A 13,220-nucleotide genomic window follows, 5' to 3' on the forward strand; every position below is an offset into this window, starting at 1 on the left:
GGGGCTACACGACCTAGCTGAACTGCGCCGTGGGTTGGTGCAGCCGCGCCTGTACAAGCCCGGCAATCCGGGCCGCGGCCTCACGCGTGCCGTCCCCGGCCTCGCGCCGCTGTGCCAGATCGCATGCGGCCTGCGCCAATGGCTCATCCTCTGCGGATCGGGCCACACCGCCCAGAAACTGCGCCACATAGTCCATCATTGGTCCATCGCCGCATTCCTCCAAAAGAGTTGCAGCATGAGCCATATCATCCATATAGGCCACAGGGTCCGGCTGGATCACCTCATCGTTCAGGGGGCGTGGCCCGCTGGGTTGCCGGTCGCTTGGCATATGTTCCAAAATCGCCTGCTGAAAAGCGCCCAGGTTTGGAATGGGCTTATCGAGAAACCCGTTGGCCCCCGCCGCCTTGGCCGCGCTGGCCCCGGTGCCATCGCCGCTCATGCCCATCAGGATACCAACCCGCGGTGCCGCCTCGTGCAACTCGGCAATCAACTCAAGGCCCGACCCATCCGGCAGCCCATGATCCACGATCACCGCCGAGGGCCGGTACACCTGCAAATGCCGCCGCGCCGAGGCAAGGCAATCCGCCCGCCGGATGCGCGCGCCGCTATGCAGGCACATCAGGCGCAGCGCCTCGCAGGCATAGCGGCTGTCTTCGACGACCAGAATGGTCATTCCCAAAAGCGGTCGCCGCGCCGAAGGCGCACGCCGTGGGCCCCAGCTCTCGTCAATCTCTTCCATCGGTGCATTCCTTTTTCCAAGATCCATGTCGGAAGGCTAGTCAGAGAATGGCTAACGGGTGGTTAATTGAGGGGATGCGGCCCCCTGTCGCTTGTCAGGCTGGGCCATCATCCCCATAACATGGCCAAGCAACACGAAAGGATCCGCCATGATCGGACGTCTGAATCACGTCGCCATCGCCGTGCCCGACCTCGAGGCCGCCGCCGCCCAATACCGCACCGCGCTGGGCGCCAATGTGGGCGAGCCGCAGGACGAACCCGACCACGGCGTCACCGTGATCTTCATAGACCTGCCCAACACCAAGATCGAACTGCTTTACCCCTTGGGCGACGACAGCCCGATCAACGGATTTCTTGAGAAGAACCCCGCGGGCGGCATTCACCACGTCTGCTACGAGGTCGAAGACATCCTCGCCGCCCGCGACCAACTGAAGGAAAGCGGGGCGCGGGTGCTGGGGACGGGCGAGCCGAAAATCGGCGCCCATGGCAAGCCGGTGCTTTTCCTGCATCCCAAGGATTTCCAAGGCACCCTCGTGGAACTGGAGCAAACCTGATGAGCATCGCTTCCGGAATTGTGCTGTTTCTGGTGATCTGGTTCATGACCTTCCTGATCGCCCTGCCGATCCGCATCCAGACTCAGGGTGAGGCAGGAACCACAGTGGAAGGCACCCACGCCGGATCGCCGGAACAGCACCACCTGCGCAAGAAGGTGATCATCACGACGTTGATCAGCATCGTGCTTTGGATCATCATCGGCGGCACGATCCTGTCAGGGGCCATCTCGGTGCGCGACATTGACATGTTCGGCCGGATGGGACCCCCCTCAAGCCTTGCAGATTGACCTCATTGAGCGCGCGACGCGCGCGCTTTATATCTCGTCAAGCGCCTTTGGCGCTTGCCTCGGGGTGCCTCCGGCGGGAGTATTTCGGGAAAGATGAAGCCGCCCCCGTGCTTCATCTTTCTTCAAATACTCCGGGGTGAATTGGCCGTAGGCCAAGAGGGGCAGCGCCCCTTATTCGAACAAAGCCTGTGCGGCGCAGCCGCGCCTTTGGATGCGTCGGGTCAATGTGCCCCGCCGCAAAATCCGTGATCGGCCAGCGAGGCCAGAACATAGCAATCGCTTGATGGCCCTGCGCCATCGCACCCGCCGGTGATCCGTTCCAATTCTCTTTCCAGTTTGCGCAGCTGGGCGATCTTGTCGCGCACCGCTTCCAACTGCGCCTCGGCGATGGCATTGGCCGCGCCGCAGGTCCGGTCGGGATGGTCCTGCAACTCGATCAGCGCGCGGATCGCCGCAATGGAAAACCCAAGATCGCGGGCATGCTTGATAAAGCCCAGCTGCTGCAATTCCCCCTCGCCATAACGGCGCTGGTTGCCCTCGGTCCGCTCCGAGGCTGCAAGCAGCCCCATTTGCTCATAGTAGCGGATGGTCGGAACCTTGACCCCGGTTCGTTTCGACAATTGCCCAATCGAAAACATCGCAAAACCCCCTTGAACCTCTAGTCACTAGAGAGATTACATTGCCACCGATGTGAATGAAAGGGGTGCCAAATGGCAGGATGTTGCGGGCATGACGCAAAGTTCGAGGGGCTGTCGCCGGACTACAAGCGCAGGCTATGGATGGTCATCGCCATTAACGCGGTCATGTTCGCCGTGGAAATGGGCGCGGGTCAAATGGCCGGGTCCCAGGCCCTCAAGGCCGACGCACTGGATTTCCTGGGCGATGCGTTGACCTATGGCATTTCGCTGGCCGTCATCGGGGCATCGGTCCGGGTCCGTACCGCCGCCGCACTGGCAAAGGGCCTCAGCCTTTTCGCCATGGGCGCATGGGTTTTCGGCTCCACCCTTTACCGCGTTTTCTACATCGGCGTGCCCGAGGCCGAGATCATGGGCGTGATCGGATTCATGGCGCTGGCGGCCAATCTCGCCAGTGTGGTGCTTTTGCTGCCCTACAAGGATGGCGATGCCAATGTGCGCTCGGTCTGGCTGTGCTCGCGCAACGACGCCATCGGCAATGTCGCGGTGATGATTGCCGCGCTTGGGGTCTGGGGAACTGCCACGGGCTGGCCCGACCTGATCGTTGCGGGGATCATGGCGGGGTTGTTCCTGTCGTCCTCGGTGCAGATCGTCCGGCAAGCCCTGGAGGAGCGCCGCAGCGACGCCGCCCGGGAAACCTGTGCCTAGAGCGTTTCCAGTTTACCTTGAATCAAACTGCATCACCAATGTCCCGAGAAGGCCGTAGGCCTGGCAGGGTATTGGTGATGCAATAATAATAGGAAACGCTTTAGCCGTGCTTCGCCTTCAGCCGGTGATAAAGGTGGGTGAAGGTGGCCGCGCCTATGATCGGCACGACCAAGTTCAGGATCGGCACGACCAGCGGCAGCGCCATCATAACCCCTGCGGCCCAGATCGCCGCGCCGTGCTTTTGCCGCATCGCCTTGGCCCCGGCGCGGCCTTCGCGCCGCATGGCGGCCACGGTGAAGTATTCGCGGCCCAACAAGAACCCGTTGACCGCGAAGAAAACCGGCAGGCCCGCTATGGGCAAGACCATGGTCAGCAATAGCGCCACGATATTGGCCACGATCAACACCCCGAAGGCCGCCAGCCCATCGCGAATCTCATCGCTCAGCGGTGGGCCTTTGACCTTGGGCAGGGTCGGGTAATGCCGATCCTCCACCGCATCGGCCACCTCGTCCAGAAACATCGACACGAAGGCCGAAGCCACAGGCACCATCAGGAAGACCGAAAGCCCGATCATCAACGCGACAAAGGCCCAGCTCAGCACATTGTCGACCCATTGCACCTCGCCCAGAAGGGGCAGAGTCACGGCATCCCCCACCATCCAGCCGATGCCCCAGACCAACACGGCGGTAATCGCGGCCAGCAGCCCGAGGGTCAGGGCGATGCCCCGCCACAGAACCTTGCGGAACCGAGGGTCGCCGATTTGCCCCAAGGCTTTGAAGAAACTCGTGAAAATCATTCCGATACCCATGACGTGATGGCCGCGATGTCAGGCCGCGGCCGCTCGGGCGGCTGGCTTGTTTCGGTGCCGATATGAATGAACCCCGCGACACGCTCATGGTTGTCCAGCCCTAGCCCGGCCTCCAGAAACCCGCGGTCATGGCTTGGCCACCCGCTCAGCCAATTGGCTCCCCAGCCGCTGGCCAATGCCGCATTGAGAAGCGCCAAACAGACCGCCCCGGCGGAATAGGTCTGTTCAATCGTGGGGATCTTGTCCGAGGGTTTCATCACTTCGACCACAGCCACCGCCAAGTGCGCCGAGTCGAATTGAACCCGCGCCTTGGACACATCCGCCTCGTCGCGGCCCAAGGATTTGCCTCGTGCCTCCACGACCTCGGCCAGACGCTTGAGCGCGGCGCGTTCCAGCACGATAAAGCGCCACGGCTCCAGCTTGCCGTGGTCGGGGCTGCGTGCGGCGGCGGTCAGGATGGGCATCAGCTCTGCGCGGCTTGGCACCGGTGTGGTCAGTGTCTTGGCCGGCCGCGACCGGCGCGACAGCAGAAATTCCATGGCAGACGGGTTCGGTGCAGGCATATGACCCCCTTGGTGTTGCATGCGATATGTCGGGGCAGGGGGCCGCGGGGTCAACCCCCAACCTCTGGAACACGGGGCATTGCCGGGGTATGAGACCCCATGGCCGATACCCCGCTTGCCCACCTTGCCCAACCCGGCACGCAGATCACCGTGCGCGTGACACCCCGCGCCGCGCGCAACCGCATCACGCAAGAGGGCGGGCAAATCCGCGTCTATGTCACCACGGTTCCGGAAGACGGCAAAGCCAATGCCGCCGTGCAAACGGCTTTGGCCAAGGCGCTGGGCCTTGCCAAATCGCGCCTCACGCTGATCCGCGGACAGACCGCCCGCGACAAGACCTTCGTGATCGACTGAGGTTATTTGGCCTTGGGCGGCAGGGTATAGACCCCCTCCGGCAGGTTCAGGGCCGCGGCCAGATCCCGCAGTTGCGCCATCGACAGGGTGACCTTCTGCATCGTGTCGGTGCGCGCATCGTATTGTTCGACGGTGACGCACTCCTCGAAGGCGTTCACCACCACATCCTCTTGCAAGGGCGCCGCGCCGTCATCGACCAGCGTCACCACCGTCGCATCAAATTCATGCTCGATTGAAAACATGGGAGCAGCCTAACCCCTCGGCGAGCCTTTGCAAGCCTTTGCTGCTTCGCGAGCGGGGGCTGGTACGCCGCGCAAAGCCTGCTAAATATAATTGGAACCCAAAGCAGAGGATCAACCATGCGCTGGATTGCCCTTATTGGCCTTGCCGCCCTTGCTGGCTGTGTCTCAACCGTGGAGCCACAGCAACCCGCCGAACAACCCCGGCAGGTGCAGACGCAGAAAAAGCCCGAGCCGCCCACCCGCGCCGAGGTGCAGCGATTCTCCACTGTTGTGAAAACCGTCGAACCCGTGGCCGAGCGCGAGTGCCGCGCCCGCACCGGCGCGGGAACCAACTGTGATTTCCGCATCGTCGTGGATGATCGCCCCAACCAGCCGGTCAATGCCTACCAGACGCTCGACAAATCCGGTCGCCCGATCCTTGCCTTCACCCTCGCGATGATCTCCGAGGTGCGCAACGCCGATGAACTGGCCTTCGTCATGAGCCACGAGGCCGCCCACCACATCGAAGGCCACATTCCCCGACAGCAGCAAAACGCCATGGCCGGCGCGGTGCTTCTGGGGGGGCTGGCCGCCCTCACGGGCGCCGGCAGCGATGGCGTGCGGGTGGCGACCGACCTTGGCGCCTCCGTCGGCGCGCGCAGCTATTCCAAGGACTTCGAGCTTGAAGCCGACGCGCTTGGCACGGTGATCACCCGCAAGGCAGGCTACAACCCGGTGCGCGGCGCTGAATTCTTCAACGAAATTCCTGATCCCGGCGACCGCTTCCTCGGTACACACCCGCCCAATGCACAGCGTATCGAAACCGTCCGCCGCGTCGACGCAAGCCTGTAACCCATGCGCCAACTGACCGGTGTCATCAGCGACCGGGGCTCGAAATACGCGGTCTCGGGTGGCCCCGCGCGGGACCGCGCGGGGGTGGATGCTTTCCTGAAAGACCTCAAGAAGGACAAGAAATTCGCCAAGGCCACCCATAACACATGGGCCATGCTGATGGCTGATGGCACGCCCTTGAAGGGCGACGATGGCGAATCCGGGGCCGGTATGGTGATCGTCCGGATGCTGGAACGCGCCGGGCTCACCGACCACGTGATCGTTGTAACCCGTTGGTACGGCGGCAAACATCTGGGCGGCGACCGCTTCCGGCATGTGCAGGATTGCGTCACCGCATATCTCGACGATCTCAAGGCTTGATGCACATCAAGGTTGCTTGGAGACAGATTCGTTAGCCTTTCCGCATGCCCGATCCATGGGCCACAGCAGGAAGGCTTTGCCATGACCAGCACAACGACCCTCAAGAAACACGCCGCCTTGGTGGACCGGATGGCCACCACCCTCGGCATCGACCTCGAAGAAAAGGCGATGCAAGGCCAGATCGACTTTGATCAGATCAGCGACGCCGTGATGGCCTGTTCGGGCTGTTCGAACCCCGAAGACTGTACGCATTGGCTTGATGCGCAGCAGGGGCAAACCGACGCGCCGCCTGACATCTGCCGTAACGCCGATCTCTTTGCGCGCCTGAAGGCGGGAAAACATGCCTGAGCCTATCGCTCCGCTCGGCCACCCGCGCCGCCATTACTGGTTGGTCCAGGGCATGGCCCGCGCCACAGGCCTTGATCTGGCCGAGGCCGTGCGCGACGGGCGCCTTGGTCTGCATGACTGGGCCGATATCGTCCATAACTGCCGCTCTTGCGGCTGGGCAAATGGATGCGAGCGCTGGCTGGCCAACGATCCCTGTGTCGCAGCCCCGCCGAGCACCTGCCGCAACCACGCGGCGCTTGCCGCCTTGAAAATCGAACAGGAGCTTGCACAGGCATGACCGCTCAACTTTCCCACCTCGGTGACCCGAACCTGCATTTTTGGCTCACACGCTCGGTGGCGCGTGCCGTGCGGGTCAATCTCTCGGATGCTCTGGCCTCCGGTCAACTTACGCCGACGGGCTATGCCGACATGGTCACCAAATGCCGCCGATGCCCGCACGCCGAGGCTTGCGCGGCATGGCTGGCTGAAAATGCCGCCGGCGCGCCGGAAGTTCCGGCCCATTGCGCCAATGCCGCCATTCTCAATGACCTGATCGCCGAACTGGGGGCGACCAGCCTGCACTGAACGGCCCGCCTCACGCAAAACGCCGCCCCTCCAGCCTGTGCCGGAACGGCGGCGCACCGTCATCTTGTGGGGGCGCGTTACTGCGCGGTGATCACTTCCATCACAAGGTCACCATCCACGCGGATCGGGCCATCCTCCTTGGCGCCCAAGGTGTATTCGAAAACGCCGGTGGACTTGCCACCATCTTCGGCATGCACCATCAGCATCAGCATATCACCGGCGGCCACATCTTCGGTCAGGATCGCGGCCACATCATTGGTCTCGCCCTTGCGAATGGGCGCATGCCCCACAACCGGACCGGGGGCCATGTCGGCATCCGTGCGGTGCACAACCAGCCAGCCATTCTTTTCGGCAACGATTTTGTCGGCGCTCACAACGCCGGTTTCAACGGATTGATCCGAGGCCATGACCATCGGCGCGGCGTGGTCGTCGGCAAAGGCCGTGGTGGCGGCCAGCGCGAAAAGTGCCGTCATGCATGTACGTGTCATATCGTATCCCTTTCTATGTTGCTCACACCCCTAGACACGATGGAGCGGGCAGAAAGTTTCAAAGGATGCGAAGCTTTTTGGATTCTTCTGAAAATGGGGCCGGGGATCAGGCCGCGCCGCGTGCCTCGCGCCGCTTGTGCCAAGCATAAAGCGCCGGGGCGAGGGCATAGTCATAAACCACACCCGCCACCTGCCGCACCCCCGGCAGGCCCACAACACGCGCCACCCAGCGATAGCGGGGCATCTCCCGCCACAGAACCAGAAACGCCGGTATGCCTGCGTAAATCTCGCCATCCTGCATCACGTGCAACCGTTTGGCCGCCTCATCGCGGCTCACACCCCAACGCCCCAGATCACAATCGCTCAGGTCGTCATAGGCCAAGGGCAGGGCGCGCGCCTCGCTGTAACGTGCATAGTGGTTGATCTCGGTGCTGCACACCGGGCAGTCGCCATTGTATAAAACTCGGGTTTCGTCCTTGGGCACAACAACCTCCGTGGCTTTGCTTGGTGACATAAGCCCGCGCCGCACAGGGAAAAGCGTCATTTGGTCCCGGCCCCGATCCCACCCGTTTTATGGCGGCAGACCCGTCAAACTAAAGCGTTTCACCTTTAGCTGATGTCTCGGGTCAAAGGCGAAACGCTTTATTTGCGCGATCGGGTTTCCTGACGGCAAAGCTAAATCGCCCGGTGGCGAAGAAATGCTCGCCTCGTGCGTCCAAGGCGGCTTGCTCTTCGCCCCAAGCCCGCAGGTCGTCCTCATCAACGCTCCCTTGGCCCTGAACATAAGCCGTGATGAAGGGCACGATCATTTCTGAATAGCAGCCCTCGTACCTGTCCACGTTCACGATCGGAAAGTAGCTGACGTCCTCAACCACCAGTCCGGCCTGTCGAAGCCGCTTGTTCAGCGTTCGCGGAAGTTCACTATCTGCACAGTGCGGCGCGAAGGCGGCCAGCACCTTTTTCATCCGATCCGGGTTCTCACTATGCCAGCAGACGCCACCCCAATCCGTGGCAAGGATCAAACCACGCCCTCCCGGTTTCAATACGCGATGAAATTCCGATAAGAACGAAACGATGTCCGGCACGTATTCGGCGACCTGCGTGCTGACGGCCACGTCAAAATGGCTGTCCTCCAAGGGCAGCGCCGTGGCGTCGGCACAGCGATATCTAAGCCAGTCACATTCACGTCTTTGGTTGGCGCGGTCCACCATCTGCTGTGAAACATCTACGCCGATCACCTCGCCATCCGGGCCGGTTTGCTCGGCAATAGCGGCCGCCAGAAAACCCGGGCCGCTGCCAATGTCCAGAACATGCTCACCCCGCATAACCGCGATCCTGCGCAGGGTGTCCTCGCGTTGGGCAACCACGTCAGGCCCAAGATAAACGGCCTCAAGACGGTCCGCGGCGGCATCGTCATATTCCATGGCCATGGTCTGGCACCTCGAGGTTTCAATTCTTTACAATACCATTGATCGTCGAAAATTCCCAAAAGCTCATCACCCCCCCCGTGAAAAGAGCCTGTGACCCGCCCGTAGGGTGCGCATTCACTGCGCACCGCGCACGCGGCCGAACCGTACAAAACCCGCGTACGAAACGTACGAAACGCACCGCGCGCTTTGTTAATTTCCGGGGCCACAGACAAAAATACCGACGCGATACCGACGTGAAACCGACGCGTTACAGGCAGCGGTTTTGCCTGTTAACCAAGGGGGTCAGGGCGATTCGGCGAGAAAGTTAATCGCCGCCCGTCTCCTCGCGCAGCCAAGCCTCCGCATCCGCCGTGCTGGTGACCTCCTCCCAAGTGATCACCGGCAGGTCATAGGGGTGGCGCTCTTGCAGCATCTCGACCACGGTTTGCACGTGGTCCGCCCGCGTCTTGAGGGTCAGGGAAACCTCTTCCTCCACCTCCACACGCCCTTGCCAATGAAAAACGCTCTTAACCCCCGGCACGATAGTCCCACAGGCTGCCAAACGCGCTTGCACAACGGCGCTTGCCAAGTCCTGCGCGATCTCCATATCGGGGCATGTGGTGGTGACATGGATCATCTTTGGCCTCCCGGTCTGATTAGACAACAGTCCATCATGCAGAAGGGCTTCAGGCAAGCCATATGCTGGGCCGTATCTGAACGACCTGCTGTAACTCTTTGACAGTATTAAGATTGTTTCTCTACGGGCTAACCCGACAAACGCCCCCAAAGGTCATACTCACCCGCCTCGTCGACCTCGACGCTGACGATATTGCCCACGCTCAGGCCCTCGGTGCCTTCGTCGATAAACAGGCACCCGTCAATCTCGGGCGCATCGGCCTTGGTGCGGCAGGTGGCGATGCCGTCTTCGTCGATATCGTCGACGATCACCTCTTGCACTGTTCCAACCTTGGCGGCCAGTTTATCCTCGGAAATCGCCTGCGCCTTTTCCATAAAGCGCTCCCAGCGGTCTTGCTTGACCTCTTCGGGCACATGATCGGGCAGGGCGTTCGACCGCGCCCCATCGACGTTTTCATACTTGAAACAGCCCACCCGATCCAAGCGCGCCTCGTCCAGCCAATCCAGCAATGTCTGAAATTCTTCTTCAGTTTCACCGGGGTAGCCCACGATGAAGGTCGACCGCAGGGCAATATCCGGGCAATCACGCCGCCACGCGGCAATCTCATCCAGCGTCTTCGCCGCCGCCGCAGGCCGCGCCATGCGTTTGAGCGTATCGGGGTGCGCATGCTGGAACGGAATATCCAAATAGGGCAGGATCAACCCTTCTGCCATCAGCGGAATAAGCTGCCGCACATGCGGATAGGGGTAGACGTAATGCAACCGCACCCAAGCCCCCAAGCTGCCCAAATCCCGTGCCAAATCAGTGATATGCGCGCGATGCCCGCGCTCCTCGGCATGTTTGATATCGACGCCATAGGCGCTTGTATCCTGGCTGATCACCAGCAATTCGCGGACGCCGTTTTCCACCAGTTTCTCGGCCTCGCGCACAACCGCATGGGCCGGACGGCTGGCCAGACGACCGCGCATATCGGGGATAATGCAGAACTTGCACTTATGGTTGCAACCCTCTGAAATCTTCAGATAGCTGAAATGCCGCGGGGTCAGCTTCACACCGCTGGCTGGCAGCAAATCCACAAAGGGATCGGGCGCAGGCGGCACCGCGCCATGCACCGCGTCCAAAACCTGTTCATACTGGTGCGGGCCGGTCACCGCCAGAACCTTGGGATGCGCCCCGGTGATATACTCGGGCTCGGCGCCCAAACACCCGGTGACGATCACCTTGCCGTTGGCATCAATCGCCTCGCCAATCGCTTCCAGCGACTCGGCCTTCGCGCTGTCCAGAAACCCGCAGGTATTCACGATCACAGCATCGGCCCCGGAATAATCCGGGCTGATGCCATAGCCCTCGGCGCGCAGCCGGGTCAAAATCCGCTCACTATCGACAAGCGCCTTGGGACAGCCAAGGCTCACCATGCCAATGGTGGGCTGGCCCCTGCGCGGGGCCTCGGAAACGCGGGCGCGGGCCAGATCGGGCCGCAAATCGGGGGGATTGGTGCTCATGCTGGCGCATATAGACCCTCGTGAGGTCTGCGGGAAGGGAAAACCGGTTGTTGCGCACAGCCGCTCCCCTTACATCTTGGAACAGGTAAAAATGGGGGTCGTCATGCGGTGGCTTTTGCGTCTCGTGGGTTTGGTCGTTGTTCTGGCCCTTGTTGCTGTGGTCTCGATCATGATGTTGCCGGGCGACCGGATCGCACGCATCGCGTCCGACCAGATATCGTCACTCACGGGCCGCGAGGTCACGATGCAAGGCGACACCACCGTTAGCTTCTATCCCGTCCTCGGCATCTCCACCGGCCAAGTCACGGTCGCCAATGCGCCGTGGTCCGATGCCGGGCCGATGTTCTCCGCCCAAAGCCTCAAGATCGGGGTAGAGCCTCAGGCGCTCTTTGGCGGCGATATCCGTATCACGGGGCTTGAGGCCGTGGGCCCAAAAATCCTGCTGGAACGCGCCGCGAATGGCGCGGTCAACTGGGAAATCGGGGTTGAGGGCGTGGCCCCTTCAGGCCAAAGCGAAGGAGAAACGGCACCGGCCATATCCAATCCTCTGGCCCTGACACTGGACCGCGCCCTGATCACCGATGCGGACCTGACCTATGTCGATCACGGCACCGGCGAACGGATCGCCATGCCGGGGATGGATTTTGATCTTCGCTGGCCTGAATACGAAGGTACCGCCACGTTTGATGCCACCCTGCGCCCTGCTGGTCAGCCCGTGCAGGTTTCCGGGCACTTGGACAAGGTGGGCAACTTCATTGCTGGCGGGGTCTCGGCACTTGAGACCACGATAACCGCTCCGGGCGGCAATGTGACATTCACAGGCCGCGCAGGCGTGCAGCCACAGGTCGCAGGCCAGGTGACAGCAGATTTGAACGACACCGCGCGGTTTATGTCCTCCATGGGCCTTGCCGCGCCGGATATTCCCAAGGGGCTGGGCCGCGCCATGGGGGCACAGGCCGATGTGACCTTTACTCAAGATATGCGCCTTGCCCTGCGCGATACCACGCTCAACCTTGATAACAACCGGCTGACCGGGGCGGCAGATGTCATGCTCGGCGGTGACAAGCCCCGCTTTAATGCGCAACTGAACGCCGGCGCGCTTGATCTGCGCGGCCTTTCGGCCGATGACGGCGCAGCGGGGTCCGCGGGTGGATCAACCAGTGGTGAGGCGGCCTCTTCCGGTTGGCCGAAAACCCCTATCGACGCAGGCGCGCTGGCGCTGGCCGATGGCGAAATCGCTCTTGTCGCCGATAGCGTCGATCTGGGCGATTTCAAAGTCGGCAAAACCCGCACTTTGATGACGCTGACCCGCTCGCGCATGGTTTTCGAGTTGCGCGAATTGCAGGCTTACGATGGCACCATCACCGGGCAATTCGTAATGAACAACCGCTCAGGACTGTCGGTCGGCGGCGATATGGCGGCGCGCGGGATCAATCTTGAAACCTTCCTGACCGACGCCATTGACGTGTCACGCTTCGCCGCCAAGGCCGACGGCGATTTGAAATTCCTGGGTGTCGGCAACTCCCTGCACGCCATCATGAACAGCCTCTCGGGCGATGGCGCGATCAAAACCGGGCGCGGCGTGATCTCGGGCATCGACCTTGACCGCCTGATGCGCTCGGGCGATGGCACCGGGGGCACCACCGTTTTCGACAGCCTCGGGGCCAGTTTCACCATGGAAAACGGCAACCTGCGCAACGATGACCTGTTGATGACCCTTCCCTTGGCCAAGGCCGAGGGCGAAGGCCGCATCGGGCTTGGGGCGCAGGACATCGATTATCTTATCACACCCGTGCTTCTGGAAGGCGAAAACCGCCGTGGCCTTGCCATCCCGGTCCGCATTCGCGGCCCTTGGGCCAATCCGCGCATCACGCCGGATCTGGAAAAAGCGATCGACCTCAACCTCAAGGAAGAAAAAGAAAAGCTGGAACAGCGCGTGCGCGAGGAACGCAAAGAACTGGAGGCCAAGGCCGAAGAGGAAGTGAACCGCGCGCTTGAAAAGGAACTTGGCGTGACGCGCGAAGACGGGCAATCGGTCGAGGATGCGATCAAGGACCGCGCCGAGGATGCACTCAAGGAAGAGCTTTTCAAGCTCTTCGACTAAAGCGTTCCGCCTTTAACCTGAGGCATCAGCGGAAGGCGGAACGCGTGCAACGATTGAGCGTTGCGCTGCATTTCGCGAAAATCTGCGA

Annotated in this window: 20 protein-coding genes; 10 read left to right on the plus strand and 10 right to left on the minus strand. The window is 61.8% G+C overall.

Annotated elements, in window-relative coordinates; translation table 11 throughout:
- Window positions 1-13: 13 nt before the first annotated feature.
- Complete coding sequence (locus QZ498_RS04770) at window positions 14-739, minus strand: response regulator (RefSeq protein ID WP_294620591.1); 726 nt, start codon at window positions 737-739, stop codon at window positions 14-16.
- Between the two features lie 148 nt (window positions 740-887).
- Here QZ498_RS04770 and mce point away from each other — a divergent pair, with 148 nt between their 5' ends.
- Window positions 888-1,292, plus strand: a complete 405-nt coding sequence (gene mce / locus QZ498_RS04775; RefSeq protein ID WP_294620592.1) for a methylmalonyl-CoA epimerase — start codon at window positions 888-890, stop codon at window positions 1,290-1,292.
- Complete coding sequence (locus tag QZ498_RS04780) at window positions 1,292-1,579, plus strand: DUF1467 family protein (RefSeq protein ID WP_294620593.1); 288 nt, start codon at window positions 1,292-1,294, stop codon at window positions 1,577-1,579. Before mce ends, QZ498_RS04780 begins: the two co-directional genes overlap by 1 nt.
- Window positions 1,580-1,800: 221 nt before the next feature.
- Here the strand turns inward: QZ498_RS04780 and QZ498_RS04785 are convergent, their stop codons facing one another.
- Window positions 1,801-2,217, minus strand: a complete 417-nt coding sequence (locus tag QZ498_RS04785) for a helix-turn-helix domain-containing protein (protein WP_294620594.1) — start codon at window positions 2,215-2,217, stop codon at window positions 1,801-1,803.
- Window positions 2,218-2,289: 72 nt separating this feature from the next.
- Between QZ498_RS04785 and QZ498_RS04790 the strand changes: the two genes are divergently transcribed.
- On the plus strand, window positions 2,290-2,922 hold the full coding sequence (locus QZ498_RS04790) for a cation transporter (protein ID WP_294620595.1): 633 nt from the start codon (window positions 2,290-2,292) through the stop codon (window positions 2,920-2,922).
- 100 nt (window positions 2,923-3,022) lie between these two features.
- Here the strand turns inward: QZ498_RS04790 and QZ498_RS04795 are convergent, their stop codons facing one another.
- Both QZ498_RS04795 and QZ498_RS04800 read right to left on the minus strand, forming a co-directional pair.
- Complete coding sequence (locus QZ498_RS04795) at window positions 3,023-3,718, minus strand: EI24 domain-containing protein (protein WP_294620596.1); 696 nt, start codon at window positions 3,716-3,718, stop codon at window positions 3,023-3,025.
- The gene (locus tag QZ498_RS04800; protein WP_294620597.1) at window positions 3,715-4,293 is read right to left on the minus strand and encodes a nitroreductase; all 579 of its coding nucleotides are present in this window, start codon (window positions 4,291-4,293) and stop codon (window positions 3,715-3,717) included. Before QZ498_RS04800 ends, QZ498_RS04795 begins: the two co-directional genes overlap by 4 nt.
- Window positions 4,294-4,392: 99 nt before the next feature.
- Here QZ498_RS04800 and QZ498_RS04805 point away from each other — a divergent pair, with 99 nt between their 5' ends.
- Complete coding sequence (locus tag QZ498_RS04805; RefSeq protein WP_294620598.1) at window positions 4,393-4,647, plus strand: DUF167 domain-containing protein; 255 nt, start codon at window positions 4,393-4,395, stop codon at window positions 4,645-4,647.
- A 2-nt stretch (window positions 4,648-4,649) separates the two neighbouring features.
- On the opposite strand, the gene QZ498_RS04810 is transcribed toward QZ498_RS04805, so the two are convergent.
- A complete protein-coding gene (locus tag QZ498_RS04810; protein WP_294620599.1) occupies window positions 4,650-4,889 on the minus strand; it encodes a hypothetical protein in 240 nt (79 codons plus the stop codon).
- Window positions 4,890-5,006: 117 nt separating this feature from the next.
- Between QZ498_RS04810 and QZ498_RS04815 the strand changes: the two genes are divergently transcribed.
- The 5 genes from QZ498_RS04815 (at window position 5,007) to QZ498_RS04835 (ending at window position 6,992) form a co-directional block, all read left to right on the plus strand.
- The gene (locus QZ498_RS04815) at window positions 5,007-5,720 is read left to right on the plus strand and encodes a M48 family metallopeptidase (protein ID WP_294620600.1); all 714 of its coding nucleotides are present in this window, start codon (window positions 5,007-5,009) and stop codon (window positions 5,718-5,720) included.
- 3 nt (window positions 5,721-5,723) lie between these two features.
- On the plus strand, window positions 5,724-6,080 hold the full coding sequence (locus QZ498_RS04820) for a YigZ family protein (protein ID WP_154152184.1): 357 nt from the start codon (window positions 5,724-5,726) through the stop codon (window positions 6,078-6,080).
- Between the two features lie 81 nt (window positions 6,081-6,161).
- Window positions 6,162-6,428 (plus strand): DUF6455 family protein, encoded by a 267-nt coding sequence (locus QZ498_RS04825; RefSeq protein ID WP_294620601.1) that lies wholly within the window; start codon window positions 6,162-6,164, stop codon window positions 6,426-6,428.
- Window positions 6,421-6,705 carry a DUF6455 family protein gene (locus QZ498_RS04830; RefSeq protein WP_294620602.1) on the plus strand — a complete coding sequence of 95 codons (285 nt, stop codon included), beginning with the start codon at window positions 6,421-6,423 and terminating at the stop codon, window positions 6,703-6,705. Before QZ498_RS04825 ends, QZ498_RS04830 begins: the two co-directional genes overlap by 8 nt.
- On the plus strand, window positions 6,702-6,992 hold the full coding sequence (locus QZ498_RS04835; protein ID WP_294620603.1) for a DUF6455 family protein: 291 nt from the start codon (window positions 6,702-6,704) through the stop codon (window positions 6,990-6,992). Before QZ498_RS04830 ends, QZ498_RS04835 begins: the two co-directional genes overlap by 4 nt.
- Before the next feature lie 77 nt (window positions 6,993-7,069).
- On the opposite strand, the gene QZ498_RS04840 is transcribed toward QZ498_RS04835, so the two are convergent.
- The 5 genes from QZ498_RS04840 to rimO all read right to left on the minus strand — a co-directional run bounded on the left by QZ498_RS04840 (window position 7,070) and on the right by rimO (window position 11,028).
- Window positions 7,070-7,480, minus strand: coding sequence for a hypothetical protein (locus tag QZ498_RS04840; RefSeq protein ID WP_294620604.1), 411 nt, complete (start codon window positions 7,478-7,480; stop codon window positions 7,070-7,072).
- A 106-nt stretch (window positions 7,481-7,586) separates the two neighbouring features.
- Window positions 7,587-7,994: a thiol-disulfide oxidoreductase DCC family protein gene (locus QZ498_RS04845; protein ID WP_294620605.1), complete on the minus strand. Its 408-nt coding sequence runs from the start codon at window positions 7,992-7,994 to the stop codon at window positions 7,587-7,589.
- Window positions 7,995-8,106: 112 nt separating this feature from the next.
- Window positions 8,107-8,910 (minus strand): methyltransferase domain-containing protein, encoded by an 804-nt coding sequence (locus QZ498_RS04850; RefSeq protein ID WP_294620606.1) that lies wholly within the window; start codon window positions 8,908-8,910, stop codon window positions 8,107-8,109.
- Between the two features lie 304 nt (window positions 8,911-9,214).
- A complete protein-coding gene (gene cutA / locus QZ498_RS04855) occupies window positions 9,215-9,526 on the minus strand; it encodes a divalent-cation tolerance protein CutA (protein WP_294620607.1) in 312 nt (103 codons plus the stop codon).
- Between the two features lie 128 nt (window positions 9,527-9,654).
- The gene (gene rimO, locus QZ498_RS04860; protein ID WP_294620608.1) at window positions 9,655-11,028 is read right to left on the minus strand and encodes a 30S ribosomal protein S12 methylthiotransferase RimO; all 1,374 of its coding nucleotides are present in this window, start codon (window positions 11,026-11,028) and stop codon (window positions 9,655-9,657) included.
- Between the two features lie 103 nt (window positions 11,029-11,131).
- Between rimO and QZ498_RS04865 the strand changes: the two genes are divergently transcribed.
- Window positions 11,132-13,132 carry an AsmA family protein gene (locus QZ498_RS04865; RefSeq protein ID WP_294620609.1) on the plus strand — a complete coding sequence of 667 codons (2,001 nt, stop codon included), beginning with the start codon at window positions 11,132-11,134 and terminating at the stop codon, window positions 13,130-13,132.
- Window positions 13,133-13,220 lie beyond the last annotated feature (88 nt).

This window comes from uncultured Roseovarius sp., from assembly GCF_913057115.1.
Taxonomy (GTDB): Bacteria; Pseudomonadota; Alphaproteobacteria; order Rhodobacterales; family Rhodobacteraceae; genus Roseovarius.

Excerpts from the sequence above, each read along its gene's own strand:
- QZ498_RS04770 (WP_294620591.1), bottom strand. The coding sequence starts at position 739 with ATGGAAGAGATTGACGAGAGCTGGGGCCCACGGCGTGCGCCTTCGGCG.
- mce (WP_294620592.1), top strand. The coding sequence starts at position 888 with ATGATCGGACGTCTGAATCACGTCGCCATCGCCGTGCCCGACCTCGAG.
- QZ498_RS04780 (WP_294620593.1), top strand. The coding sequence starts at position 1,292 with ATGAGCATCGCTTCCGGAATTGTGCTGTTTCTGGTGATCTGGTTCATG.
- QZ498_RS04785 (WP_294620594.1), bottom strand. The coding sequence starts at position 2,217 with ATGTTTTCGATTGGGCAATTGTCGAAACGAACCGGGGTCAAGGTTCCG.
- QZ498_RS04790 (WP_294620595.1), top strand. The coding sequence starts at position 2,290 with ATGGCAGGATGTTGCGGGCATGACGCAAAGTTCGAGGGGCTGTCGCCG.
- QZ498_RS04795 (WP_294620596.1), bottom strand. The coding sequence starts at position 3,718 with ATGATTTTCACGAGTTTCTTCAAAGCCTTGGGGCAAATCGGCGACCCT.
- QZ498_RS04800 (WP_294620597.1), bottom strand. The coding sequence starts at position 4,293 with ATGCCTGCACCGAACCCGTCTGCCATGGAATTTCTGCTGTCGCGCCGG.
- QZ498_RS04805 (WP_294620598.1), top strand. The coding sequence starts at position 4,393 with ATGGCCGATACCCCGCTTGCCCACCTTGCCCAACCCGGCACGCAGATC.
- QZ498_RS04810 (WP_294620599.1), bottom strand. The coding sequence starts at position 4,889 with ATGTTTTCAATCGAGCATGAATTTGATGCGACGGTGGTGACGCTGGTC.
- QZ498_RS04815 (WP_294620600.1), top strand. The coding sequence starts at position 5,007 with ATGCGCTGGATTGCCCTTATTGGCCTTGCCGCCCTTGCTGGCTGTGTC.
- QZ498_RS04820 (WP_154152184.1), top strand. The coding sequence starts at position 5,724 with ATGCGCCAACTGACCGGTGTCATCAGCGACCGGGGCTCGAAATACGCG.
- QZ498_RS04825 (WP_294620601.1), top strand. The coding sequence starts at position 6,162 with ATGACCAGCACAACGACCCTCAAGAAACACGCCGCCTTGGTGGACCGG.
- QZ498_RS04830 (WP_294620602.1), top strand. The coding sequence starts at position 6,421 with ATGCCTGAGCCTATCGCTCCGCTCGGCCACCCGCGCCGCCATTACTGG.
- QZ498_RS04835 (WP_294620603.1), top strand. The coding sequence starts at position 6,702 with ATGACCGCTCAACTTTCCCACCTCGGTGACCCGAACCTGCATTTTTGG.
- QZ498_RS04840 (WP_294620604.1), bottom strand. The coding sequence starts at position 7,480 with ATGACACGTACATGCATGACGGCACTTTTCGCGCTGGCCGCCACCACG.
- QZ498_RS04845 (WP_294620605.1), bottom strand. The coding sequence starts at position 7,994 with ATGTCACCAAGCAAAGCCACGGAGGTTGTTGTGCCCAAGGACGAAACC.
- QZ498_RS04850 (WP_294620606.1), bottom strand. The coding sequence starts at position 8,910 with ATGGCCATGGAATATGACGATGCCGCCGCGGACCGTCTTGAGGCCGTT.
- cutA (WP_294620607.1), bottom strand. The coding sequence starts at position 9,526 with ATGATCCATGTCACCACCACATGCCCCGATATGGAGATCGCGCAGGAC.
- rimO (WP_294620608.1), bottom strand. The coding sequence starts at position 11,028 with ATGAGCACCAATCCCCCCGATTTGCGGCCCGATCTGGCCCGCGCCCGC.
- QZ498_RS04865 (WP_294620609.1), top strand. The coding sequence starts at position 11,132 with ATGCGGTGGCTTTTGCGTCTCGTGGGTTTGGTCGTTGTTCTGGCCCTT.